The organism is Eubacterium sp. BIOML-A2 (assembly GCF_009680135.1).
GTDB classification, from domain to species: Bacteria; Bacillota; Clostridia; order Lachnospirales; family Lachnospiraceae; genus Faecalicatena; species Faecalicatena contortus_B.
In genome coordinates, this window is the sequence record NZ_WKZK01000002.1 from 26838 (window position 1) to 51459 (window position 24622).

The window sequence follows — 24622 nt, forward strand, 5'->3', positions numbered from 1 at the left end:
TACATTATGCTGAAAAAATCTGAGTTTCATTTGAAACAGTTTGTTTTATATTTTATTTTTATACTATTTTCATTATCAATTATATACCCATTATTTTGGATTCTGTCCAATTCTTTGAAAACAAATAAAGAGTTTTATAATAATACATTTTCACTGCCCGGACATCCTGAGATTGGAAACTATCTGCAGGCATGGAAAGAAGGCATATCCTTATACTATCTTAACAGTATCATCGTCACTGTAATTACGGTTATCTTAATTCTGGTGGTTTCTACACTGGCGGCTTATGCAGTTACCAGATTCCACTTTAAGTATAAAAAGATACTGCTGGGGATACTTCTGGGAGGAATGTTTGTTTCTCCGCAGACTGCGGTACTTCCTTTATATCATCTGCTCAGAGATCTAAGAATATACGACACCTATGGGGCTATGATTATTCCCATACTCGCATTCCGGATCTCGTTTTCAATCTTCCTGCTGTTCCCGGCTTTTCTTTCCTTTCCAAAAGAACTGGAGGAAGCGGCTGTTCTGGATGGCTGCAGCAGTTTTGGAATTTACAGGAAAATCATGCTGCCTGTATGCAGGCCTGCGGTTACCGTGTGTCTTTTATTAAATTTAATATATACCTGGAATGAGTTTACTTTCTCTTTAAACTTTATAAGTACGGAAAAGTATTATACGATCCCGATCGGCCTGATGTCATTTTCACAGGCTTTATACACGGACTGGGTGGTTCTGCTGTCGGGTATCGTACTGGCAATTGTGCCTGTGCTTGTGCTCTTTATTGCCTTTCAAAAATATTTTGTAGCCGGGCTTACAGTGGGCAGCGTGAAAGAATAGGGGGATCCAAGATATGAAACGAAGAATAAAATTAACTCTTATACTAGTATTTACCATGTTTCTGGCGGGTTGCGCCGGATCCGCTGAACAGGATGACAAAGTCACGTTAACATTCATGCACCGGTGGACGATGGAACCGATGAAGTCTGCCACAGAGGAGATGATTAGAGCGTTTGAAAAGGAAAATCCAGACATAAAGATCAATGTAATTACGGCTACAAATTCGTCTTATAAGCAGAAAATAAAGACCGTAATCAATTCGTCCGCCCCGCCGGATATATTCTTTACCTGGGGTGACGAATACCTGAATAAGTTTGTAAGAGAAGGCTTAGTGCTGGACCTGTCTTCTTATATGGAAAAGCACCAAACTTTAGAAGAACTTGTGCCAGGGCAGACGGCGGCCTTTCAATACCAGGGCGGGATCTACGGCATACCGCTGAAAATCGACGCCAAATTATGGTTTTATAATAAAGAAGTATACAAAAAGCTTGGACTGTCCCCGCCCGGCACATACGAGGAGTTTTTAAAGCAGCTGGAGGTAATACAAGCGGCCGGGATCACTCCGATTTATTTCGGAAACTCCGATCCTTATGCAGGTGCGCATTATTTAACAACATTAAACCAGAAATGTGTTCCTGAAAAGACCTTAAAAGCTGACTATTCATTAGAGGATGGTTCTTTTTCGGATCCGGGTTATCTGCAGGCGCTTACAATTTATGAAGATCTTCACCAATATATGAATGCAGACACGGCAGCTTATGACTGGAGCTTTTCTTATTCCGGGCTGATTAACGGAGACTGCGCACTGGTATACGACCAATATGTTACCATCGCGGATTCTATGGAGATGGATGCAGAATTTACAAAAAATAACTTGGGGATCTTCCCCTTTCCCACCATAGAGGGGGCAAGAGGAAATCAGTCCATTATCACTGGAACACCCGACGGCTATGCTGTCAGCAGTAGAACCAAACATCCCGAAGAGGCCTTTCGGTTCCTGCAGTATATACTCTCTAAAAAGAACACTTTACGTTATTTAGAGAGCAGCTATTGGGTGAATGCTACAACAGACCTGTTTGAAAATATCGGCCAATATACAGACATCGAACCATTAATAGAAGGCATAAAGTATATAAAAACATCACCTTCTACAACCCCCTGGTTAGATACGGAACTCGATCCGAAAATCGCGCAGACTTATTTAAACGGCCTGCAGCAGATTGATACCGGGGAGGCCACGCCTAAGCAGCTGTTAAAGCAGATCCAGTTAGCCGCGAAAAGCGCAAAATATGATAAAGGTAATTAAATGTAAGAGTTCAGGCCTGCCTGAACTCTTATATTTAAACTTCCCGTTATGCATTTTCATAATTAAACCGGTACCTGGATGCAACAATATACTCCTGCCCGATATAGATTAGTTGATTCTGGGTATCGTATATCTCTGTATACAGAAGGAATAACGGATCGCCAGGAGCAATTTTTAAAAGCTGCGCCTGTTTCGAATCCGCCTTTAATGCATCAATATAGGAGTTCTGGGAACATCCCACTATAATACCATGGCTTTTTAACAAATCATACAGCGGCCCTTCCAAATCATCCGTGAGAAGAAATGCATATTGGGTAAAAGGAAAATAATTGTTTTCCAACATGACAGGTATCTCATCCGCATAGCGGACGCGCTGTATGTATAGTATGGCATCTTGGTCAAGTCTTGGATGCGGTACCCGTCCGGGTGAGTTCTTCGTGAGAACCGTTCTCTGGGTAACTACAGCCGACGGGGTCATGCCATTCACAATGCAGGAATTTGAAAAACTCATATTATGCTCTATTTTACGGAAAATCTTCCGCTCTTTTACAAAGGTGCCCTTCCCCTGATTCTTAACAAGAAGACCGTCTTTGCAAAGTTCTTCAATCGCACGGCGGATGGTGATCCTGCTCACATCGTATTGTTTAATTAGTTCGACCTCTGTGGGAATCTTCGATCCGGCAGGATACTCTCCGCTTTTTATCCTGACAGAGATATCGTCTTTAACCTTTTCAAAGAGTGGACGCGTTGTACTATTTTCAATATTCATCTTATTACCTCAACTATATCATTATATTTCATGCAACAATTTTATCATATTCATTATAACATTACAATACGAATATGGTATACATTATAACAAAAAATGTGAGTAAGTGACAAAAAATTATTTTTAAACAAGCAATTCCTTGTTCATGATGACAAATTTCATTTCATTACAGATCCTCTATTGATTATATCGTAATATAATGATATGATGAATTTATGAAAGGAAGGTGAGTAAATGGATATGGCATGTGATAGAATTCTGGTTTCATCAAGCATATATGATTCTGTTTCAAAAGAACCATACCAGGGCTATATTGTATTAAAGGATGGCCGCATAAGTGAAGTAGGAAAAGGAAAGCTGCCCGACGCTTATACCGCCGGGGGGCTGAAGGTACAAGACTGTAAAGACGGCACGATCTGTGCCGGATTCGGGGACACGCATACATTCTTTACCGGATACGTCATCGACAGTCTTGGTGTAAATCTCTCCCACTGCAAAACACTGAAAGAGCTGAGAGACTGCCTGGAATATCATATGGAAACTGCAGCCGGGAAAGGGGCCCTGTTCGGCAACCATCTGGAGAGCTGTTTTCTTCACAACAGCAGTGTCGATACCATATTGGAGGAGATCGGACAGGACACCCCGATTGTTCTCTTTGCGCCAGGCCACGGAACTTGTGCAATGAACCAAAGGGCAAGACAGGCTTTCGGTTTTGACCCGGAACACTGCCATGCAGAGGCTCTTTACAGGATCATGGGGCTCTATCTGAATGACAGACAGTTTATCGACCGGCAGCTCGAAGATTATATGAAGCTGCTTAACAGCCGCGGAGTTACATCTGTAAAAGAAATGGGGTTTGACGATTTCTATGGTTTCACAGACGTTTTAAAGGAACTGGAGAAGAATGAGAGACTGACACTGAGAATCTCCTTCATGTCCCAGCCCGTCGGAAAGCCCGCTGATATTAAATTCGGCCTGAAAATGAAGGAAACATTCCAAGGGGATTATGTAAGGTTTTCGGGTTTTAACCAGATGACTGATGGATTGATATTAAAAATGGAAGGCCATCTTCGTCAGCCGTACGAAGGGACAGACAGCGTATGTAACAAGGACATTGACTATAAGCAGCTGGAAAAAGAGGTGCTTCTGGCCGATAAAAACGGCCTGCGCTTTACGCTCCATTCCGAAGGGGACGGTGCATTCCACGAGATCTTAAACATTTACGACCAGTGTGAGCATATCAATGGACGCCTCAAAAACCGGCACGGCATTACAGATCTGGAATTGACTGAACCGGAGGATGAAAAACGAATGGCCAAAATGGGGGCATTCGGTGAGATCTATGCGCAGGTATATGCGCTTGATACTTATGACGGCTATGTCAATGCCTATCGGGATGTGATAGGCGCCCGTCAGGAACGGTATTTAAACTACCGTTCTCTGGCAGACCATGGAGTACGGTTGTGCGGTGCAACGGATCTGCCATTACTGATTCCCAGCATACCGGAATCTATATTTTACGGATGTGCTAATTTCGGCAGTGATAAGCAAAAACAGATCAATCCCCAGAATGGCCTGACTATTTCAGAGATGCTCGACGCCTGGACTGTGAACAGTCAGTTTGCCATGGAAAGAGAGGATGAGCTTGGCACATTAGAGACCGGGAAAAAGGCAGACATCGTGATTTTTGATCGTGATCTGTTTACAGTTCCGATGGACGAGATGCTGAATGTCCAGGTAAAGGAAACCATAGTAAATGGAAAAACAGTATATACCCAAAGGGTACCCCATCATGCATGCCCTGCGGGCAGATCAGCAGAGCTGAAAAATAAGGAATGAGAACAAAAAAGGGAGGTTCATTATGTCAGAATCAAAAAAAGGAAAGTTAGGTGCTCGAACACTATTAATGTTATTTATTTTTGGATTTGTTAACGCAATCATGTACTGTTTCCCCTATGTAAGATATGTATTTTATGATCAGCAGATTGCGGCAATGGGAATTACAAATGAACAGTCAGGAGTTCTGATGTCCGCATATTCCTTTGCAATGATGGCTGCAATGATTCCGGGGGGAATCCTGGCAGATAAAATTTCAGTGAAAAAAGCAATGCTGCTCTCAATATTAGGGTCTTTTGTGCTGATCATCATTTATGCGCTTACAATGGACTTTAAAATTGCTTGTGTCATTTGGTTCTTTGCCGGATTGACAACCAATTTTGTATTCTGGTGTGCAATCACAAAGGGGGTCGGTATGATTGGCACAGAAGAAAACCAGGGAACCTGCTATGGGATCTACTATGCGTCATCGGGTATCATTTCCGCAATTTTGAATGCGATTTGCCTTTGGGCGAGCGGATTCGGCAGTGATGAGACAAAAGCATTTGTTATTGCAATGTGGGTTATGGCAGTGGGAACCCTGATCGCATTCTTTTTACTATTGGTCTTCTTCAAGGAGAAAGAGGTAAAATCTGATAATCCGGATGACACATTCCAGATTAAGCATATTGGGGTGGTATTAAAGAATCCTATGACCTGGATGTTTTCGATCATGGTACTCTGTGCTTATGGTTTGTATACGAGCTTGTCTTATTTCTCCCCATACCTGACAGATGTCCTGGGAGTACCTTTAGTAAATTCATCCTTAATCAGCATTGTACGGAGTAATTTAATGAATCTGCTTTGTCCTCTCGGCGGATATGTCATTGACAAAATTTTTAAGTCTGCAAACAAATGGTATGTCACTGCATTTACAGCCATGATTATTATCTATGCAGGCGTTATGATCATGCCGGGTACAGTAAGTTCCGGCGCAGCAACTTTTGTCTCTCTGCTTCCCGCAGCAGTGGCGATGATGCTGTACGGCGTCATCTGGTCCGGTTTAAAAGAATGTAAGTTTAAAGCGGCATACACCGGCACCGTAATCGGCATTGGTTCCGTGCTTGGCTATGCTCCTGACTTCTTCTATTTTCCAATCTTCGGAAGATGGATGGATACATACGGAAATGGGGCTTACAAAATGATTTTCGGCTTTTTAATGGTTACCGCTGTAATCGGAATCATTATGGCTATGCTGATGAAATTAAGAATCAAAAAAATGAGTGTTACAGGAAAATAATGTTCATATAAAAGGAGATTTTGTATAATGTTTATAGAAGATTTTGATGCAGGTAAGATGGTTGATGAGATCCAGAATAAAAACGGCAGAATTACAGAGGTCTATTTTGTCGCATGCGGAGGCTCTCTTATTGATTTATACTCCAGTAATTATTTTGTAAATAAAGAATCCGTTACCATGGTTGGGGAGTGGATTCCAAGCAAAGAATTTGTTCTGACACCGCCTAAGCGTCTGGGCAGCCACTCGTTAGTCTTTATCTGCTCACACGGAGGAAATACGCCGGAAACTGTGGAAGCCGCCGATGCGGCCGCCGATGCAGGGGCATTTGTCATTACTTATACGCATGACGCCGATAGTAAATGCGCAGACAGCAAATACCATGCAATTGTATATAAATGGATCGACGAGACATTGCAGAAGGATAAACCTATGTGTATAACCTATGCGGTTTTAAATGAATTGATCCACCGCCAGGAACCGGACTATAAGCTGTATGAGGCTATGAAAGACGGTATTATTAAGTGTGACCGGATCATCAGGGATGCCACAAAGAAATATCAGAACAAAGCATGGAATTTTGCTGAACACTATTATCAGGCGCCGTTTCTATATATCATGTCCTCGGGAGCTGCATATGCACAGTCTTACGGTTTTGCTATCTGCTCGCTGCAGGAAATGCAGTGGATGGACTGCTGCTACCTGAATTCGGCGGAATATTTCCATGGCCCGTTTGAGGTTACAGATGAAGACCACTTATATATTTTGATGATGTCTGTCGGCAAAACCCGGGAAATTGATCTGAGAGCCAAGGCATTTCTGGATAAATATGCAAAGAAATATGAAATTATCGATGCGGCGGAGTGCGGACTTGAAGGGATTGCCCCTGAATGCGTGGACTACTTCAATCCTCCTTTGTTCTATGAGATGAGTGTATTGTACAGAACAGCAATTCAAAATAAAACCGGACATCCTCTGGATATGAGAAGATATATGGGGGTAGTGGAATATTAAATAACACGGCTTGTCCCGGAGATCATCCAATGATTCCGGGATGCCCGTTTTAATGGCAAAGGGGTCAGACCCCTCTGCACAGAATTGGAGGTTAAAATCATGAAATACGATGTTAGCGTAGTAGGATTTGGAGATAATGTGGTAGATATCTATACGCACACGAACACACAATATCCCGGAGGAAACTGTGTGAATTTTGCAGTATACTCAAAAATGTTCGGCGCCCGCAGAAGCGCATACATGGGATATTTCGGCGATGATCTGAATGCGGATCATGTGATTTCCGCTTTGCGCACGGAAGAGATCGAACTGGTCAAATGCAAAAAGATTCACGGTGAAAACGGGTATTCCCGCTGCAAATTGGAAGATGGCGACCGGGTGTTTCTGGATTATAACGAAGGCGGCGTAAGAAGCAGGCACATCTACGAATTGGACGAGTTTGATTTGGAATATCTGGCACAGTTTGATTTGGTTCACTGTGGAAACTACTGTTACATGGAAAGCCAGCTATCTAAGATTAAGGAGGCCGGTATTCCGCTATCGTTTGATTTCTCGGATGATTCAACTGATGAGTATTATGAAAAAAACGCCCCCCTCGTAACCTATGCCTTCTGTTCATTTGACGGAACGGATGAAGAGGTTCGGCAGCATTTGAAAAAAGTAGCGGCACTTGGGCCGGAAATCGTATGCGCATCCCGGGGAGCGCAGGGCTGTATGCTTTATTCAGACGGGAAGTTCTATACGCAGAAAGCGGCGCCCCTTAAAAAGGTTGTGGATACAATGGGCGCAGGGGACTCCTTACTAACGACATTCATGGTTGGATATCTGGATGCAGTAAAGCACGGCGCAGATCGGGAAGAGGCCCTTACCGGCAGCATTGTAAAGGCTGCAGAATTTGCAGCAAATGTCTGCCAGATGGAAGGCGCATTTGGCTATGGAAAAGAAGTGCTGATCGACAGATTGAGAGCATAGTGAGTGTATAACTCTGCCGGATAAAAACATTTAAATAAGATAGAAATAGAGGAAGCGAAACCCGCTTCCTCTATTTTTATGTTCTCCGCTGCCCTGTCCGGATTGCGGGGAATTCCATGGCCACAACTAAAACTCCGTATCATAGTCCCAGGGCTGTCCTCCGGCGATACACCCTCCGTCAACCCGAATTTCTGTCCCTGTAATGTAAGAAGATGCATCCGATGCCAGCATGATACACACACCTGTAATATCTTCAGGATATCCCGGCCGGTCTAAGGCAATCCTTTCCAGCAAATACCTGGAGCGTTCCGGATGCTCCCAGGTAGGCACTGTCAACGCAGTCTGAATATGTCCGGGACTTACACAATTAGCCCGAATATTGTATTTGGCCCATTCTACAGCCATAGACCGCGTTAAGGACAGAACACCGCACTTTGTAGCGCCATATACAGAACAGCCGCCAAGGATACTTCCCGTATTATGGGAACCAATATTAATGATACTGCCTTTTCTTTGATTTTTCATAAATGGAGCCACTGCCTGGGTCACCAAAAAAACACCCTTCAGGTTAATATCCATGATCCTGTCATACGTCTCTTCCCTGACATCCATAAACCCTTCCCGTTTATTGATCCCCGCGCAGTTTACCAGCACATCAATCTGACCATAAGCCTTGCCGATCTTATCGATGCATTCTGTTACACAGTCCTTATTTGTTACATCCAGCAAATAGCTTGATGCCTTACCGCCCGCTTCTGTTATTCTATTTTGAATATCTGAAAGCAGGTTTTCATTTATATCGCAAAGAGCAATCCGGGCGCCGGCACATGCCATGCCCAATGCAATGGCGCTGCCGATTCCGCCAGCTGCCCCGGTAAAAACTACTACTTTATCTTCTAATGAATACATCTTCTCCAGATTTTTCCCTACGTTCATTCTTGAATGCCTCCCTTGGCCTTAACACATACATCCGCTGTCTTTTCATAATATTTTGCTATGGCGCAGTGATCCTCCTGTCCATGCCCATCGGCATGAAGCTTCTGAAGCATTTCCATCACACTGGCTGTTAAGGGAAGCGGAACTCCGATTTCATGGCCTGTATCCAAGGCATTGTTCAAATCCTTAATATGTAAATCGATTTTAAAACCCGGCTTAAAATTCCGCTCCATAATCATTGGGATTTTCGCGTTCATGACCGTAGAACCAGCCAGGCCGCCTTTGATTGCATCAAACACTTTTTCCGGATCAACACCCGCTTTTGTGCTAAGCATAAAGGCCTCGGAAACAGCCGCGATGTTTAATGCAACGATAATCTGATTTGCAAGCTTTGTTGTATTCCCCGCGCCAATCTCCCCGCAGTATACTGCACTATTTCCCATCGTCATCAGTATATCATATACTTGTTCAAATACTTCTTTCTTGCCGCCTGCCATGATTGACAATGTTCCATCTACCGCCTTTGGCTCACCTCCGGACACAGGGGCGTCCAACATTTCAACCCTCTTTTCTGCACATGCGGCATAAATCTCCTGGGAAGCTAAGGGTGCAATAGAACTCATATCCACTAAAATGCTTCCGGCCGAAGCGCCTTCGAGAATTCCGTCTTTCCCCATAACGACCGTTTTCACATGAGGCGAATTTGGCAAAACGGTAATCATCATCTTACACTCCCCGGCAATCGCCTTCGCAGACTCGCCTTTTATTGCCCCATACTTTACCATCTGTTCCATGTTTTCTTTTATTACATCGTAGACAACAACTGTATGTCCTGCTTTTAATAAGTTTGCGGCCATTGGTTTTCCCATGATACCCAGCCCGATAAATCCTATTTTCATGTTAGACTCCTTTCGCTCCATCCTCATTGAACCATATTTTTGTATGCATCTACCCTGCTGCCTGTATATCCATCTCCTCAACCACTGTTATAATATGCTCTTTTGTAAGCCCATGATATGCAAGTACGTCCTGGTAATTATGCGCGCTGCATCCAAAAGTGTCTTCTATTCCTACAAATTCTATTGGGATGCATTCTTTTTTTAGTACCTCGGCAATGGCACTCCCCAGTCCGCCGACGATGCTGTGTTCTTCTGCCGTAACTACGCCTTTGCAGCCTTTTGTAATCTGAATCACTGCATTGGCATCCATAGGCTTTATGGTACTGACATTGACCACCTTCACAGAGATACGATCCTCAAGTTCCCTTGCCGCCTGCATTGCAAGCCCAACCATATATCCGGTAGCAAAAACCACCACCTGGGTTCCCTCTTTTAAAACTGTGGGCTCGCCAATTTTAAACTCCACGCCCTCTTCCGTTACATTTTCGTAGTCATTTCGATTCAGTCTGATATAACATGGGCCTTCCATTTCAGTAACTGCCTTTACGGCAGATTTTGTCTCATTGGCATCTGCCGGTGAGATGACGGTCATATTCGGAATCGCCCTCATAATTGCAAGATCCTCAACCGCCTGATGAGTCGCTCCGTCGCCAAAATCGGAGAGTCCCGAAGAGGAACCACAGATTTTAACATTCAGATTCCCAATGGCAATGGTCTGGCGGATCTGGTCAAATGCCCGCCCTGCAGCAAACACAGCGAAAGAATTGGTAAATGGTATCTTCCCTGTCTGTGCTAATCCTGCTGCAACCGATGTCATGTTAGCCTCCGCAATGCCCATCTCATAATGCCTGTCCGGAAATTCTTTTTCAAACATCTTTCCCATTGTGGACCCGCCCAAATCTGCATCCAGCACTACAATGTTCTTATTCTCTCTTCCAAGCTCCACTAACGCTTCTCCATAAGCAATCCTTTGATTTTTACAGCTCATAGCCATCCTCCTCTATGCCAGTTCTTCTAATGCCTGCCCGTAAGTCTCAGCTGTCAGCATTCCATTATGGTAACCAACAACATTTTCTGCAAAACTGATGCCTTTTCCCTTAACTGTATTGGCAATGATCACCGTAGGCCGTTCTCGTTCCAGATCGGCTTCATCCAGGGCAGTAAGAATTTCCACCATATTATGGCCATCAATCTCCAGTACATTCCAGCCGAAGCTTTTCCATTTATCCGGCAGAGGATTGGAGTCCATGCGTTCTCTTACGATGCCGTTTGCCTGCAGGTTGTTCTTATCTACAATCGCAATCAGATTATCCGCTTTATAAAAGCCTGCTGCCATTGCAGCTTCCCATATCTGCCCTTCTGCCAGTTCACCATCCCCAATCAGTACGTATACATTCCGGTCTATGCTGTCTGCTTTCAGCCCAAGGGCCATTCCAAGCCCAATCGACAGCCCCTGCCCGAGCGAGCCGGTTCCGGCCTCTATTCCGGGTGTCTTTCTGACATCCGGATGCCCCTGCAGATAAGAACCGATCTCTTTCGTATTCTTTAGATCTTCCACCGGGAAAAATCCCGCTTCAGCCAAAGCCGCATACTGCAGAATAGCCACATGTCCTTTGCTAAGCAAGAATCTGTCCCTATCCTTCATTTTCGGATTCCTGCTGTCATAATGCATCTTATAAAAATAAAGTGCCGCCACAATATCTGCTGATGAATTGGAGCCTCCGATATGCCCCGCAACCCCGATTCCCATACTGATAATTACATCACGCCTTAATACTTTTGCTTGTTCAGTAAGCCTGCTAATCAGCTCTTCACTGTATTTCATTTTCAAACCCCCTTTTAAAGATCATCAATACTTTCGTATCTTACATTTTTTGTACGGACTGTACAGCCCTTTATTGAAAAGTTACCGTTATTCTAATTTTTGTATTTCAATCTCCCCCTCATATTCCGCACAGAGAACAAGATCCTTATCCAGCTTCCCATTCTTGGGCAAAAGAACCCTGAATCTGTATTCGTCCCTCGCCGGCTCATAGCTTTGGAAAAACTGCAGCTCTTCACGATTGTCTAAGATCATTACTTTCTTTATCTTTGTTTTTAAGCCGGTAATAAGAATTTCATACGGAAATTCGGGGTATTTAAATACATGTAAAAACATCTTGCTGTCATTGCCGGTTACTCTCCCCCAGCTTATTTCATACTGAAAGTCCATATTTAAATTGCACTTATAGATACTTTCGCCATTGAGGTCAAGCCACCGGCCTGCTTCATCCAGTACTTTACAACTGCCTTCCGGAACCTTCCCCTTCTCGTCCGGCCCGATATTTAATAACAGGTTCCCGCCTTTTCCTACTACGTCTACCAATTTATACAGCACATCTGAAGCGCTCTTCCAGTTATGATCTACCCTGGAGTACCCCCATGTATCATTCAGGGTCATTGGAGTCTCCCAGTCACCCGGGAAAGAAAGAACCGGGATTTCATTATCCGACATCTGTCTGTAGTCGCCCAGTTTATACCCTATCCGCCCGTTAACCAGGCAGTCTGGCTGCAGGCTCTTTGTATACGCCCTCAGTTCCTCACATAGATGAACCGGCATCACATATGGAGTATCAAACCACATAATTCCTACCTCTCCATAATTCGTAAGCAGCTCTTTCACCTGTGGTTTTACTTTATTATAGAAATATTTTTCAAAATCCTTCTCTTTATCCGGCTTGAAATCCCATTCGTTCCCCCATCCATTTTCATCTTCCCAGTCCTGCATCTGAGAGTAGTAAATGCCTAGTATCATTCCCTGTTTTCGGCATTCTTCTGCCAGCTCTTTCAATGGATCCCGTCGAAACGGCGTGTTCATAATGTTATAATCAGAAACTTCTGAATGGTACATTGCAAATCCGTCGTGGTGCTTTGCTGTAAATACAATATACTTCATCCCCCACTTTTTTGCTTTTCGTACAATATCCTCTGCGTCAAAATCCACAGGGGTAAAAGTTTCTGCCAGCTTCCGATATTCCTGAAGAGGAATTTCCGCATTTTTCATAATCCATTCTGCCCCATACGGAATCTTTTCCCCTTTATAGACGCCTCCAAGCATGGAATAAATTCCCCAATGAATAAATAATCCGTATTTAGCGTCCTTAAACCAATGATCTCTTGTCATTTTCCTTTCCTCCTTCTACCCTTTAACTGCGCCGGACATGACGCCGCTCTGGATTTGATTATGGAATAATACATATATAATAATGACTGGAATAACCGATAAAATAATAAAAGCGTACTGCGGTCCCATCTGCGCCGAGAATTCTCCCCAAAAGGACAGCATCGCCCTTGGAACTGTATACTTGGCCGGATCAGAAATCAGCGTAAGTGAGAAAACAAGTTCGCCGTATGCATAGATAAAAGAGAAAATCGCTTCTGTAGCAATGATCGGCTTACATATTGGCAGTAAAACAGAGCGTAATAACCGAAAATCACTGCACCCATCTATGATAGCTGCCTCATCAATCTCTCTGCTGACAGAGTCCAGAAATCCGGTGAACAGAAAAATTCCCTGTGCAAGGTTAAAGCATACATAAACTAAAACAAGGTAAGCAAAATTATTTTTCAGCCCCCAGCTTGCCGCCATAGATGATATCGGAATCAATGTTGAATGGATCGGTACCATGACTCCTACCACAAATAGCATGTAAGCATGTCTCGCAAAGAAAATATGTCTTTTCCTTGAAATCGCATAGGCCGCCATCATTGCTACGATTACTTCTATTACTGTTGTTGACAATGCCACAAGCAGTGAATTCCCAATGGAACGGAAGGAATGTCCCAACTCATTCGCCACCACATAATTTTCTATTTTCCAGTGTGTCGGCAGATTCAATGCGCTTCGGTACATCTCATCATTTGTCTTAAATGACGAAATAAATACATACAGTAATGGAATAATTGTCGCAAGAAGCCAGACTCCGGCTATTGCATATAATATCAGTTTTTTCCAACTTCTTCTTTTCACCCTTATACCCCCTTTCAATATTCTTCCTGCTTAAATATCTTGTTGCAGCAGATACTTAAAACGACTCCCAGTATCAAGAGTATCATTGCGATCGCTGCACTGCGCCCCATCAGCTTAAAGGAATAGGCATTTAAATACAGCAGGATTCCAGGGGTGGAACTGGCCGCATTCGGACCTCCGCCTGTCATAGCCCAAATCATATCAAATTGCTTGATACAGCCTGTAATACATAAGATTGAATAGACCTTAAAAGAATTTTTACATAAAGGAAGCGTTATATAGCGGATTCTCTGCCATGCCGAGCAGCCGTCTATAACTGCCGCCTCATTCAATGCTTCCGGAATTGTCACCAGGCCGGAACAGAAAATCAGCATATTATAGGCAGCCGACTTCCAGCAGTTTACTAACGCGACAATCCATACATTTAGCCCCGGGGTGTTCAGCCAGTCAAAATCCATAGACTGCAGGCCCAGGTTACGAATAATCTCCATAATAGCCCCATAGTTTGGGTTAATAAGATTCTTCCACATAACAGCAACGATCGTAGTCCCCAGAATTACCGGAAGATAATAGACGGTTCTGAAAAGGTTTTTTCCCCTGATCTTGGATGTTACCAGAAGAGCCAGGCCATATGATAGCGGCATCTGTATAAAGAAGCCCACTATAAGAAATATCCCTGCGTTTCCCAGTGAACGCCAAAACGTTTTATCCGAAAATATGAATCTGTAGTTTTCTATACCAACATAAGACTTTTTAACACTAAATATCCCATTCCAGGACTGAAATGATAATATGGCATTACTGATAATAGGATATATTACAAATATAACAAGAAGCGAAATTGCCGGAAGTAAAAACACAGCAGCAATCCAGTAGTCCTTTCTTTTCATACTTTTCCTCCTCATATGAATACATTCAGCCAATGAAGCCGGAATGGATATCACAATTCAAATTCTTTATAAAGAGGACCTCCATTTCTGCCATGCAGCCACACTTTTCATGGAGGCCCTTTCTCTTCTTATTCGTAATTTGCCAGGTTATCCATAATCTCTTTGCTTACCTCTTCGGCTGATGAACCGCTTCCCAATAGCTGGAGGGCATTTCTTACAACTGTGAGTTCCGCCGTATTCGTACTCGCCTGCGCCAGTTCCGCAACATAGGCCTCTGTTTGGGACATCAGCTCATTACACTCCTCAAACATGTAATTATCAATAATGCCTTCTGATGGAATTACGGAATATGTATTCGCATACTCTTTTACCAAACCATCAACAAACTCCTGGCTTGTCAGCCATTTCACCACTTTTAAGGAAGCTTTAATCTGGTTTACTGATTTATTCATTGTACAGATAAAATAGTTCTGAGAAGCGCCTCCCATATTGGCCGTTTCATATTGAGCATCAAAGTATGGTATCTTAGTCGCATGGATTGTCTGCTTTTTAAAGCACTCGGAATCAGACAGCAATGCCCCGCCCCTGGATAAGTCGATCATGAATGCACAGTCACCTGCGCCAAAATAAGAACGTTCTGCATTTACGTCAACACTTAAAACATTTTCTCCAAAGTATCCTTTGTCCTGCATATTTTTAATCTCCTGAATCAGACTGACGATTTCAGGACTTTCATATGTAAACTTTCTTTCTGCCAGCTCATTTTCAAAATCTGGTCCATATGACTTTACCGCCATCGCACTCAAGAGATGCCCATACCGGTAATTATCAGATTCTCCTACCATAAAAGGCTGATAACCATTGTTCTTCAGCACTTCACAGCAGTTTACAAGTTCCTCCCAGCTCTTGGGGACTTCCAGATTACATTTCTCTAAATATTCCTCGTTATAGTATAAAAGAAGTTCAAATGCTGACCATGGCGCACCGTAAAGACCTTCATGCCCATATCTTCCATAATCGACCATATTCCAATTTGCTTTTACAATCCCATTGTACCAATCCGGATCAGCTTCAAAATATGGTTCAAGGTTTAATACAATGTCAGATTCTACATAGTCCAGGCAGTTGGTTCCACCATACTGCATAAAGATGTCTGGTGCGTCTCCTGATGCAAGATCTGTTGAAAGCCTGTCGAGGTAGTCATTTTCTTTCATAATAAAAATCGGTTCGATTGTAATGCCATTATCGGATTCATTCCACTCATTCACCTTATCAATAAAATACTCACTCTCCGCATCTCCGCCGTCAGCATTGATACGATGATATAATTTTACAGTTGTTTCTTCTACTTCCATTGCATCAATGTCATATCCTGCATCCGCAATATCTCCCTGCGCTTTTTCCTCTTTTTTTCCGCTTCCGCATGCGCACAGCCCGACTAATACGGAGACTGACAGAAGACAAGCTACAATACGTCTCATTCTTTTTTTCATTATATTCTCCTCCTTTTCCTTTAAAAAGTGCCCTAACTCGCAACAGTTCCGGCTATCCCGAACTGTTACCTTTACTCAGATCATCTGCATGTCTCTGTAAACATCTCTCCCTTCTCTAAAAGCATCTCCTCCCTTCCGTGAAACTCTCACCAATAAGTCTGCCAAACGTTTGAACCGATAGCTCCAGAACACCAATCTGTTATTTGATTGTTGTTAGCTGATACTTGTATTACAGGTATGAGTAAAATATAACATACACTATCATTTTTTTCAATATATTTATTTTATCAAATCTATTTTTTGGCATATTGCACAATCCATTTTTGTTAGTATTCGGTTTCTCTTTCAATTGAAATATTCATAATTCTTTTCAATGTGTGCATTCATCATTTTTACCGCCTCTTCCTCATTACGGTTTTCAAATGCTCTTATAATCTGCTGATGATAATAAATACCGTTCTCAAATCCCATTTTATCAATTACAGTATCCATTGACTGCTCCAAAACATCCTGCAAAATACTATTTGTTTTTATGAAAAGAGCATTTCTGGTAATTTGGGCGATCTTAAAATGAAATTTTAAATCTGCCTTGCTAAAACCTTTGATATCAGAATTATCTTTGCAGCTCACCATTTCTGCTAAAATAATCTTTAGTTCTTCGATATCTTTTTTCGTTGCACGGTTCACAGCCAGCTTTGTGCAGCCTGTTTCAATGATCTGCCTGAATTCAAACACCTGCGCATCTGACTGGTCTCCTAAATACATAACAGGTATCAAAGCATTCATGCTATCTCCGATATCAAGATTCCTGACATATGAACCATCCCCAAGCCTTGTTTCGATCAATCCCAGCGCATTCAGCTTCTGCAAAGCTTGCCGTACAGTAATCCTGCTTACTTCAAACAGCTCCGCCAATTCATTTTCTGATGGAATTTTGCTTCCAGGCGCCCACTCTCCATCAATCAGCATCTTCTTTAGCTGTAATAATACTTGTTCACCTACATTAACCCTTTTTATCGGCTTAATCCCCATCCTGCTACCTCCCATATTCCATAATTTTTTATTCGTCATGCATATAATAAATCCAGATTGGGTCGGGATTTTAATTGAATGCATTTGATTCTTGTATGCTGTAATACAGCTAACACTATTATTGATGATTTCACTTCAATTGTCAATCATTGAATTCAATTACTTAAAGAATACCACATCCCCGCTGTAGTCAAATGCCCCAGCAGCTTATGCAGAAGGTTCTCCTGGTAGGCCGCCATCACCGCGGCTGGGATTTCTCCGTGATACGACTCCTGCGTCCAGGCAAAGGCTTCGCACAAGGATCAGCCTTGTCGACGGACGGGGAGGCTTTCGGCTATCCCTTCATGGAGCGTCCCCATCCGTACCGCGACTAAAGCGCGTCACTAACTCCCGAATTCTTTTATTCCTCCGATAACACGAATTTCTTTTCCTCTGTCTGCACGATTTCGCCTGTCTTCCGGCCGAATTTAAGACCTCTGTCTACCGCCTCTATTAGTGCCGCCCCGCTTCGTGCATATCCCATCGTCCTGATTGTATCACGGATCAGGTCGTCTTTCGCCAGTGCCCCCTTCTCCTGTAATGTCTTACAAACAGCATTCTTCAATTCCTGTTGGCAGATGTCGGCCGGCGTGCGTTTATCATCCGCATTCACATCTATACGATAGAGATTATATGACTCCGGATTCTGTCCCTCTTTCCAATAGAATTTCATGCCGTTTTGTCTGTTTGCCTTTAAGGACATTTTTTTTATTACTTTATCGGTGGCTTCGATTGTCTGTGCACTCGCTCTGCCAATCTCAAATCCCCGAAGCGTCTTTTTGAGCAGACGCTCATAAGAAATTGGCGCCTCTTTGTCCAGAATATCGTTCATTTTCTCCTCAATAAGTTTCATAGAATCCTTCGCAGCATATGCCGCTGTGGTAATTGGTGTGATCGCTACATTCGCGGACTCATATTCTATGCATTCATATCTTTCTGAATGTATACTGTCGAAAGATTCCGTCTTTTCTTCTGCTTTTACTGCAATCATCTGTGAAGGTTCGTCGGCCATTAAATCATTTTGAACAAACTTTACTTCCGCTGAAAATACAGGAGGTTCGATCTCACTCTCTTTCACATTGTCACCAGGAACAGTGTTCACCTCAGACAGAACACTTCCTGCATGTTCTTTATCTTCCTGTTTGACAGTCTCTCCCTGCAGAACCTCCTCTGTTGACTCCGCTTTGGCGTCTGCCACGTTTGCATCATTTCCCCCTTCCAGAGCATTCAGCATTTCTGCCTGGACAGCCCTTTTCTTAATGGCTGCCTCAGATTCCTCCTGCTTTCTCTTCTCGAGAAAATTCAAAAGTCTTGAAATTTCTTTTTCTCGATTCTCCCACCAGTCCATCGTCCAGATACGATAAAGTTCCCAGCCCAGCCCCTTTAAAACATTTATCTGGGCCACTTCGCGATCCTTCGTGTTGGCTGATTGCCGATAGGAGTCCCCGTCTAGCATGATGCCGATTAAGTATTCCTCATTATTATAAGGATTTACAACTGCAATATCCACCTTAAAATCGGAACGGCCAACATCTGTCTGGCACTGGTATCCCGCCTCGTTAAGCTTCTGGCAAATACGCTCCCTGATCCCCTGTTTTTTCCGTGTCTGGCTGCCCGTATTCTTTATCTGCATCCTGCCCTTTTCCGCAAACTCCAAAAAATTCTTTAAGGCCTCTACCCCTTTTGATTTTGTACGCTTTAAGTCTATCATGTCAGAGGTCAGTGTAGTGAATACAACCATTTCACATCTTGCCCTCGATACAGCAACATTCAGGCGCTTCCAGCCGCCTTCTTTGTTCAGCGGTCCGAAATTCATCGTTAGCTTTCCTTCTGCATCCGGGCCAAAGGATACAGAAAACAAAATAATGTCCCTTTCATCCCCCTGAACATTTTCCAGGTTCTTAACAAAAAGCGGTTCATCCCCCTGGCTTGCCCATATGTCGAATTTATCATCTTTGCGAAATTCCTCCTGCAAAAGATCCTCGATCAGTGTCTGTTGATTTATATTAAAGGTAACAACCCCTATCGTCAATTCACGTAAAGCAGAGTTCTCATAACGGCGTTTGATTTCCTTTACGATTGCGCGGGCCTCTGCTTCATTTACACGGCTCTTTCCCCGATCAAAGAAGCCATCCACCTTCTTCATACTTACTCTTTGCTCCCGATCATTTACGGACGGGAAAGTCAGCATATGGTTTTCATAAAACTCCTGATTGCTAAATGTAATCAAGCTCTCATGTTTGCTGCGATAATGCCATTTCAGATAGGCCTGCGGCATTCCGAGGGCAAGGCAGTCATCCAGAATACTGTCAAGATCCTCGATATCCAAATTGTCTTCGTCCACCGTGCTTCCTGCAAAGAAGCTGGTTGGCGGCATTTGATTCGGATCCCCTACGACTACAACATTTTCTCCACGCGCCATAACGCCAACTGCTTTACAAGTGGGCAGCTGGGAAGCTTCATCAAATACAACAATATCAAACAACTTCCCGTCTGCTGCTAAATACTGGGCAACAGAAATCGGACTCATAAGCATACACGGACAAAGCCGGCTTAACGCTTGGGGTATTTGTTCAAATAATGCGCGTATGGAAAGCCCTCTGCCATTACTGCTGATTGCACGTCTGAGTATATTCAGCTCCCTGCTCATCTCCACTGACTCATAGCCATCCGGCAGCTGATGGATCAGCCTATAAAACATTTCTTCCTTTGTCAATTCCATGAATTCCTGATCCAGCTTTTTAAACTGTAGAATTCTTTCATTGAATCCGGTTCCTGTAAAACCGTTTAGAACCGGTTCCTTCTGGATTAGCAACAGGGCAATCGCCTTATAGATGGATCGTAAGTATACATCCAGCACTGCCTCATGAGCAAGGCCCTCCTCATAGGCGTCACAAATAGAAGACAGCCCGGCCTGTCTGCATTCTTCTGATGATTGAAGGTAAATAATCCAGTCTTTAATAGATGAGGCATTATCCAGCAGTTTATTACAAAGTTCGATTCTGCTGTCCGGCCAATCCTCTTCCGTTTCATCAAATGTCAGCAAGAGCAGTTCTCTTGCTGCTGTCTCTGTCCTGAAAAGTATATCGAAATTTGCAATTACCTCTCCGGCCTTTTTTAGACAGTTATTTAACTGGTCACAATCTTTAAGCTGCCGGATTTGTTCCATAAACGGTGATATTGCTGCAATCTGCGCTGTTATCTCTTCCTGATACTTCCTGAATTCTGCAGGTGTACCGAATTCTAGTGCAACCCCGCCCCAATCTGAAGGCAGATTTTTTTCTAACTCTGCCACTTCCTTTACTTCCTGTTGATAGAATGAGACATCCGTAAGCAGTGCCGGTATCTTATCAGTCTCTACCCGGAAGTCTGCATATGCCTGGAGCTCCGCTGTCAAAGCTGCAAGTGCTTTCCCTTTGCCAAAGAATTTTTTATTGGCCTCTTCAAATCGTCTGCGAAAACTTTCCATATCCATCCTCAGGAAGTTTTCATTCCATTTCCCCATGAAAACTGCTGTCTTTTGACTCAAAGCATATTTTCTCTGCAGAAATTCATCCGGCGCTTCAAATACTCGTTCAATTAAGTCAGCATTTAACAGAAATGACGGGATATTTTCCACATACCGGACGCTCTTTGCACAACTTCTTATTTGTTCCATCCCGGATCGGCTGACAGGGATTGCCTGTCCCATTACTCCCGCAAAGGCTGAAGCAGCATTTTTATAATTTATCAATGCATCTTTATATGCCGACACAATTCTGGTTAGTTCTATTTTTAAACTCTGACTGTATTCGATTTGCTGCACTGCCATTAAAGGGTGTCCGTGAGGATGCCCGACAGCCCGCCCTGCGGCAACCAATCGTTCCAAAATATGTCTATGATTATCCAAGCTGCTCTGGGCTAATCCTGACACAAAAGCATCCTCAAAGTAAACTTCCTTTCCATGATCCGGAATGTATTCATAAATATCGATTAGTTCGCGCAAACTGTTTCCAAATCCCCTGCGCTTATGAAGCGCCTGCACATAAGCATCCAGATCCATTCTCATTCTGCGTATATCTTCAATTTTTTTATCATAATCAGTCCGCACGCCCTGCGCATGAAGTTCGAGTCCGCGCTTTAACTGACCCAGCACACTTTTTTTAGCCGCCTTCTGGGAATGTAATTCAAGGCAGAAATCCCCTATACCTAAGGCTGCCAGGCGTTTCTGCACCACTTCCAGTGCTGCCATTTTTTCTGCAACGAATAGAACGGTCTTTCCCTTTGTAAGCGCATTGGCTATCATGGCGGTAATCGTCTGGGATTTTCCCGTCCCCGGAGGCCCATGGAGTACAAAACTGACGCCGCCGGCAGCCATGTTGATCGCACGAAGCTGCGAAGAATCGGCTGTAACCGGCAGATAAGCTTCATCTGTATCTACGCTTTCCGGTATTGTGCAGTCCCAGTCGACAGCGCCGTTTATCAGGCTGCGCACTACTTTATTTCTTTCCAGGAACTCTGTTTTGTTATGAATATCATTCCACATTACAAACTGTGAAAAAGAAAAATTACCAATAAAACCGGACTCAATCACATCCCACATCGTTTCATCCATGATCCCATGCCGTACAGCTGCAAATATCTTATCAATGTCCAGGCCGTGTTCATCCACAGGGACGGGACTGAGGCCATTAATTACAAGGTCAAAGTTCTGCTTTAAAAATTCCAGCAGTGTAATATTTATCTGGGCATCTTCGTCTCTCATACGGAGTACATACCCTTTGCTTGCTGATTTTCTGGTGATTTCTATCGGAATTAAAATAATGGGTGCATATCGGGGAGTTGTACTCTTTTTTCCCTCAAACCAGCGCAAAAGACCTAGTGCCAGATACAGCGTACTGGCTCCATTTTCTTCCATTGACGTCTTTGCAGAACGGTACATCCTGGTTAGGCAGCCATTTAATTCCTTTTCCGAATAAATAGAATGCAGCCTTCGGTGCCGGCTTTCCAATGCGATTAAATCTGCATAAGGCCCTAATACATTGGTTGTCTCCGCGCTAAAGGTGTCCACATTGTTCAGGTCCCATTCCAATGGACGGGGAAGTACTTGAAACTCTTCGCCGTCAGCCAAGGCATCCTCCAGAACCCCCACCGATGCAGATAATAAGGGCACTACTGCTTTGGTAAGACGCATATTGATAAGCATGTTGCGCAGGCTCATGTCCAAAAGCTTCCGCTCCCACTGTTTTTGTTTTGTAACCCGCTCAATTGTCCTTGCATTGCTATATTCAAATGTATCCCCCAGGCTGCTTGGCGCACTGGTCACACCCGATTCTTCCCTTTCCGTATGTTCTACTACGTACCCCTTATCCGTTTTTATGCGGATAGGCAGTGGTCTGACTCCGCTCCTTCTGGCACGCATTATATCAATCGCAAAAACAAAATCCGGATAACTGCCAACTGCATATACAGCCATCTGAATTGCCGTATCAAAATGATTGCTCTTCCCTGCGCACATGGCTGTACACTCAACAACAAGCAGCTCATGTATCCCATTTGCCATCCGCTTCTCCAATTGGGACGGATCATCTACAATTGGATCCGCAAAGGATTCCTCTACAAGCCAGACGCCGGCAAAGATATGCCCCTTCATCAGAACCATGATTGGGTGCAGGCCCATTGCCTCCAGACAAGAGACGTAAAGCAGTGTCATATCCAGGCAAGTGCCCAGATGCTGCTCCATAACGGCTTCACAGAGACGAACACGCTGACCTACTTCTTCAAAACTGGACGGCGGTACCGCATAAGTTATATTTTTCTCCTGAATAGCAGCATACGCTGCTGCCGCCATCATTTTCACACGGTTCGGATCATGACTTTGGTACCCTTCCAAAGATGGACGGCCCGTCCACTTATCAAGCCACTTAGATGCCGACTGCAAAAGTCCTGTCACAACGGGATGGTTCGGGGTAACGAATGTGGCCAGTAAATCCGGGAAATATCTGAGCCCCGGCCATTCATCATAAGCCAATGCAATGATATCCCGGTTCTCTGATACCAGTTCATCTTCGCCCTGAAAAATACCGATATAAAGGATCCCGGAAACGCGTTCAGTCAATGATGCCAGGTATTCTCCCTTGATCAGAATTTTCAGATTGCGAATCTCCAGTTCCTCCCCTGCCTGCAAAATCTCTACTGCCTGCTGATAGGGTTCTGTCAGTTCTATATCTGTGTGTATCCTGATAACCAGGTTACCTATCTCTGCGTCCGTTGTATTTTTAATACGGATACTCCTGATAAGTTCCAGCCCATTCTGCTGTAAGGCATATGTAAAAACATCATTGATCTGAGCGGATATCTTTAAACTTTTGTTCTCTTCCATAATATATTCTCCTCAAAAGTATAATTTTTTATCAGCCTTAAAACGACCTATCGGCGGGCAGAGGTAATTCCGCCAGCTATTAGGCGCCTGCTGTCGAATGGTTCACTTCTCCCCGGTTGATTTTTTCCCTTCTATATTCTTTTGCATATACTGCAGAAGATGGGCAGACTTTTACAAAATAAAAAATCTGCCCATTAAAATTTAATTTAAACTTTTAATGTGAATATCACAATCCTTTGTATATCTGCCCGCGACTCCCAGCATCAATTACTGTGATAATCAGCTTTCTATTGTCAATGGTATAGATAATCCCCCATTCCTTTTTTACAATCGGCAAGTGTATAATCTTTTCTTACTCGGACATATTCACACCTCTATTTCAAGTTGCTCCTATATTTGCAAATAGGTTTACCTATATTATATCCGACTAATAGCTGGAATTCAACCAAAAGCCAAGACAGGTCTGAACATTTATTGCACAGACCGAACGAAAGAGGCATCCTGTTCCCGCTCTGCTTCAGTCCGTTCTAAACTTGCGCTGCTAGCGCACATCACCATTCCCCGCAGGCGAATTTCAATGTGCTCGATGCGTATTAGTTCAGATCTGCCTGAACTGTTACACCCGTTTACAGAATTTCTTCCAAAATTTAATGAGGGTACTTGAAAAATTCAAGTACCCTATGTATAATTTACTTAGAAGTAATCAAAAGACTTACGCTTGTCTAATGATTTCGCTTCGGATATCTGTAGTAATTTATAGTTACCAGCTATCCTCTATTGCAGTAGAGGATAGCTATTTTTTATCATGATGATTATCTATGTAGGTTAATGCTGCAAAAATTACCAGCACTAATGTCAACACTTCGAGTGTATTCATGCTACATGTCCTCCTTCGTTTATTTCCGAAGGAAACCACCAGACTATCCTCTGACCTCTTTTCAATTATACAA

The 24622-nt window shown here is 43.4% G+C and carries 17 protein-coding genes; 6 read left to right on the plus strand and 11 right to left on the minus strand.

Features of this window, described 5'->3' with window-relative positions; genetic code table 11:
• The first annotated feature begins 6 nt into the window (after positions 1 to 6).
• Both GKG43_RS00895 and GKG43_RS00900 read left to right on the plus strand, forming a co-directional pair.
• Positions 7 to 840: a carbohydrate ABC transporter permease gene (locus GKG43_RS00895; RefSeq protein ID WP_050640488.1), complete on the plus strand. Its 834-nt coding sequence runs from the start codon at positions 7 to 9 to the stop codon at positions 838 to 840.
• Between the two features lie 13 nt (positions 841 to 853).
• Positions 854 to 2146, plus strand: coding sequence for an ABC transporter substrate-binding protein (locus GKG43_RS00900; RefSeq protein ID WP_129878355.1), 1293 nt, complete (start codon positions 854 to 856; stop codon positions 2144 to 2146).
• Positions 2147 to 2192: 46 nt separating this feature from the next.
• Here the strand turns inward: GKG43_RS00900 and GKG43_RS00905 are convergent, their stop codons facing one another.
• Positions 2193 to 2915 carry a GntR family transcriptional regulator gene (locus GKG43_RS00905; protein ID WP_050640490.1) on the minus strand — a complete coding sequence of 241 codons (723 nt, stop codon included), beginning with the start codon at positions 2913 to 2915 and terminating at the stop codon, positions 2193 to 2195.
• Positions 2916 to 3149: 234 nt separating this feature from the next.
• Here GKG43_RS00905 and GKG43_RS00910 point away from each other — a divergent pair, with 234 nt between their 5' ends.
• The 4 genes from GKG43_RS00910 (at position 3150) to GKG43_RS00925 (ending at position 8013) form a co-directional block, all read left to right on the plus strand.
• Positions 3150 to 4754, plus strand: coding sequence for an amidohydrolase family protein (locus tag GKG43_RS00910; protein WP_129878357.1), 1605 nt, complete (start codon positions 3150 to 3152; stop codon positions 4752 to 4754).
• Between the two features lie 22 nt (positions 4755 to 4776).
• Complete coding sequence (locus tag GKG43_RS00915) at positions 4777 to 6030, plus strand: MFS transporter (RefSeq protein WP_050640492.1); 1254 nt, start codon at positions 4777 to 4779, stop codon at positions 6028 to 6030.
• Positions 6031 to 6057: 27 nt separating this feature from the next.
• On the plus strand, positions 6058 to 7041 hold the full coding sequence (locus GKG43_RS00920; protein ID WP_243125796.1) for an SIS domain-containing protein: 984 nt from the start codon (positions 6058 to 6060) through the stop codon (positions 7039 to 7041).
• A 99-nt stretch (positions 7042 to 7140) separates the two neighbouring features.
• The gene (locus tag GKG43_RS00925) at positions 7141 to 8013 is read left to right on the plus strand and encodes a PfkB family carbohydrate kinase (protein WP_050640494.1); all 873 of its coding nucleotides are present in this window, start codon (positions 7141 to 7143) and stop codon (positions 8011 to 8013) included.
• 126 nt (positions 8014 to 8139) lie between these two features.
• Here the strand turns inward: GKG43_RS00925 and GKG43_RS00930 are convergent, their stop codons facing one another.
• The 10 genes from GKG43_RS00930 to GKG43_RS00975 all read right to left on the minus strand — a co-directional run bounded on the left by GKG43_RS00930 (position 8140) and on the right by GKG43_RS00975 (position 23672).
• Positions 8140 to 8949: an SDR family oxidoreductase gene (locus tag GKG43_RS00930; protein WP_129878359.1), complete on the minus strand. Its 810-nt coding sequence runs from the start codon at positions 8947 to 8949 to the stop codon at positions 8140 to 8142.
• Positions 8946 to 9869, minus strand: a complete 924-nt coding sequence (gene garR / locus GKG43_RS00935) for a 2-hydroxy-3-oxopropionate reductase (protein ID WP_129878361.1) — start codon at positions 9867 to 9869, stop codon at positions 8946 to 8948. The genes GKG43_RS00930 and garR overlap by 4 nt, the downstream gene beginning before the upstream one ends.
• A 28-nt stretch (positions 9870 to 9897) precedes the next feature.
• Positions 9898 to 10836 (minus strand): transketolase C-terminal domain-containing protein, encoded by a 939-nt coding sequence (locus GKG43_RS00940; protein ID WP_129878363.1) that lies wholly within the window; start codon positions 10834 to 10836, stop codon positions 9898 to 9900.
• A 12-nt stretch (positions 10837 to 10848) separates the two neighbouring features.
• Positions 10849 to 11673 (minus strand): transketolase, encoded by an 825-nt coding sequence (locus GKG43_RS00945; RefSeq protein WP_050640498.1) that lies wholly within the window; start codon positions 11671 to 11673, stop codon positions 10849 to 10851.
• An 87-nt stretch (positions 11674 to 11760) separates the two neighbouring features.
• Complete coding sequence (locus tag GKG43_RS00950; protein WP_055153716.1) at positions 11761 to 13011, minus strand: alpha-L-fucosidase; 1251 nt, start codon at positions 13009 to 13011, stop codon at positions 11761 to 11763.
• A 15-nt stretch (positions 13012 to 13026) separates the two neighbouring features.
• Entirely contained in the window at positions 13027 to 13857 is an 831-nt protein-coding gene (locus GKG43_RS00955) for a carbohydrate ABC transporter permease (RefSeq protein ID WP_055153035.1), read from the minus strand.
• Between the two features lie 14 nt (positions 13858 to 13871).
• Positions 13872 to 14747 carry a sugar ABC transporter permease gene (locus tag GKG43_RS00960; RefSeq protein WP_050640500.1) on the minus strand — a complete coding sequence of 292 codons (876 nt, stop codon included), beginning with the start codon at positions 14745 to 14747 and terminating at the stop codon, positions 13872 to 13874.
• Between the two features lie 128 nt (positions 14748 to 14875).
• Positions 14876 to 16240 (minus strand): extracellular solute-binding protein, encoded by a 1365-nt coding sequence (locus GKG43_RS00965; protein ID WP_050640501.1) that lies wholly within the window; start codon positions 16238 to 16240, stop codon positions 14876 to 14878.
• A gap of 345 nt (positions 16241 to 16585) precedes the next feature.
• The gene (locus GKG43_RS00970; RefSeq protein WP_050640502.1) at positions 16586 to 17272 is read right to left on the minus strand and encodes a FadR/GntR family transcriptional regulator; all 687 of its coding nucleotides are present in this window, start codon (positions 17270 to 17272) and stop codon (positions 16586 to 16588) included.
• 400 nt (positions 17273 to 17672) lie between these two features.
• Positions 17673 to 23672 (minus strand): DUF4011 domain-containing protein, encoded by a 6000-nt coding sequence (locus tag GKG43_RS00975; protein ID WP_129878365.1) that lies wholly within the window; start codon positions 23670 to 23672, stop codon positions 17673 to 17675.
• Positions 23673 to 24622: the final 950 nt, after the last annotated feature.

Excerpts from the sequence above, each read along its gene's own strand:
- GKG43_RS00895 (WP_050640488.1), top strand. The coding sequence starts at position 7 with ATGCTGAAAAAATCTGAGTTTCATTTGAAACAGTTTGTTTTATATTTT.
- GKG43_RS00900 (WP_129878355.1), top strand. The coding sequence starts at position 854 with ATGAAACGAAGAATAAAATTAACTCTTATACTAGTATTTACCATGTTT.
- GKG43_RS00905 (WP_050640490.1), bottom strand. The coding sequence starts at position 2,915 with ATGAATATTGAAAATAGTACAACGCGTCCACTCTTTGAAAAGGTTAAA.
- GKG43_RS00910 (WP_129878357.1), top strand. The coding sequence starts at position 3,150 with ATGGATATGGCATGTGATAGAATTCTGGTTTCATCAAGCATATATGAT.
- GKG43_RS00915 (WP_050640492.1), top strand. The coding sequence starts at position 4,777 with ATGTCAGAATCAAAAAAAGGAAAGTTAGGTGCTCGAACACTATTAATG.
- GKG43_RS00920 (WP_243125796.1), top strand. The coding sequence starts at position 6,058 with ATGTTTATAGAAGATTTTGATGCAGGTAAGATGGTTGATGAGATCCAG.
- GKG43_RS00925 (WP_050640494.1), top strand. The coding sequence starts at position 7,141 with ATGAAATACGATGTTAGCGTAGTAGGATTTGGAGATAATGTGGTAGAT.
- GKG43_RS00930 (WP_129878359.1), bottom strand. The coding sequence starts at position 8,949 with ATGAACGTAGGGAAAAATCTGGAGAAGATGTATTCATTAGAAGATAAA.
- garR (WP_129878361.1), bottom strand. The coding sequence starts at position 9,869 with ATGGAGCGAAAGGAGTCTAACATGAAAATAGGATTTATCGGGCTGGGT.
- GKG43_RS00940 (WP_129878363.1), bottom strand. The coding sequence starts at position 10,836 with ATGAGCTGTAAAAATCAAAGGATTGCTTATGGAGAAGCGTTAGTGGAG.
- GKG43_RS00945 (WP_050640498.1), bottom strand. The coding sequence starts at position 11,673 with ATGAAATACAGTGAAGAGCTGATTAGCAGGCTTACTGAACAAGCAAAA.
- GKG43_RS00950 (WP_055153716.1), bottom strand. The coding sequence starts at position 13,011 with ATGACAAGAGATCATTGGTTTAAGGACGCTAAATACGGATTATTTATT.
- GKG43_RS00960 (WP_050640500.1), bottom strand. The coding sequence starts at position 14,747 with ATGAAAAGAAAGGACTACTGGATTGCTGCTGTGTTTTTACTTCCGGCA.
- GKG43_RS00965 (WP_050640501.1), bottom strand. The coding sequence starts at position 16,240 with ATGAAAAAAAGAATGAGACGTATTGTAGCTTGTCTTCTGTCAGTCTCC.
- GKG43_RS00970 (WP_050640502.1), bottom strand. The coding sequence starts at position 17,272 with ATGGGGATTAAGCCGATAAAAAGGGTTAATGTAGGTGAACAAGTATTA.
- GKG43_RS00975 (WP_129878365.1), bottom strand. The coding sequence starts at position 23,672 with ATGGAAGAGAACAAAAGTTTAAAGATATCCGCTCAGATCAATGATGTT.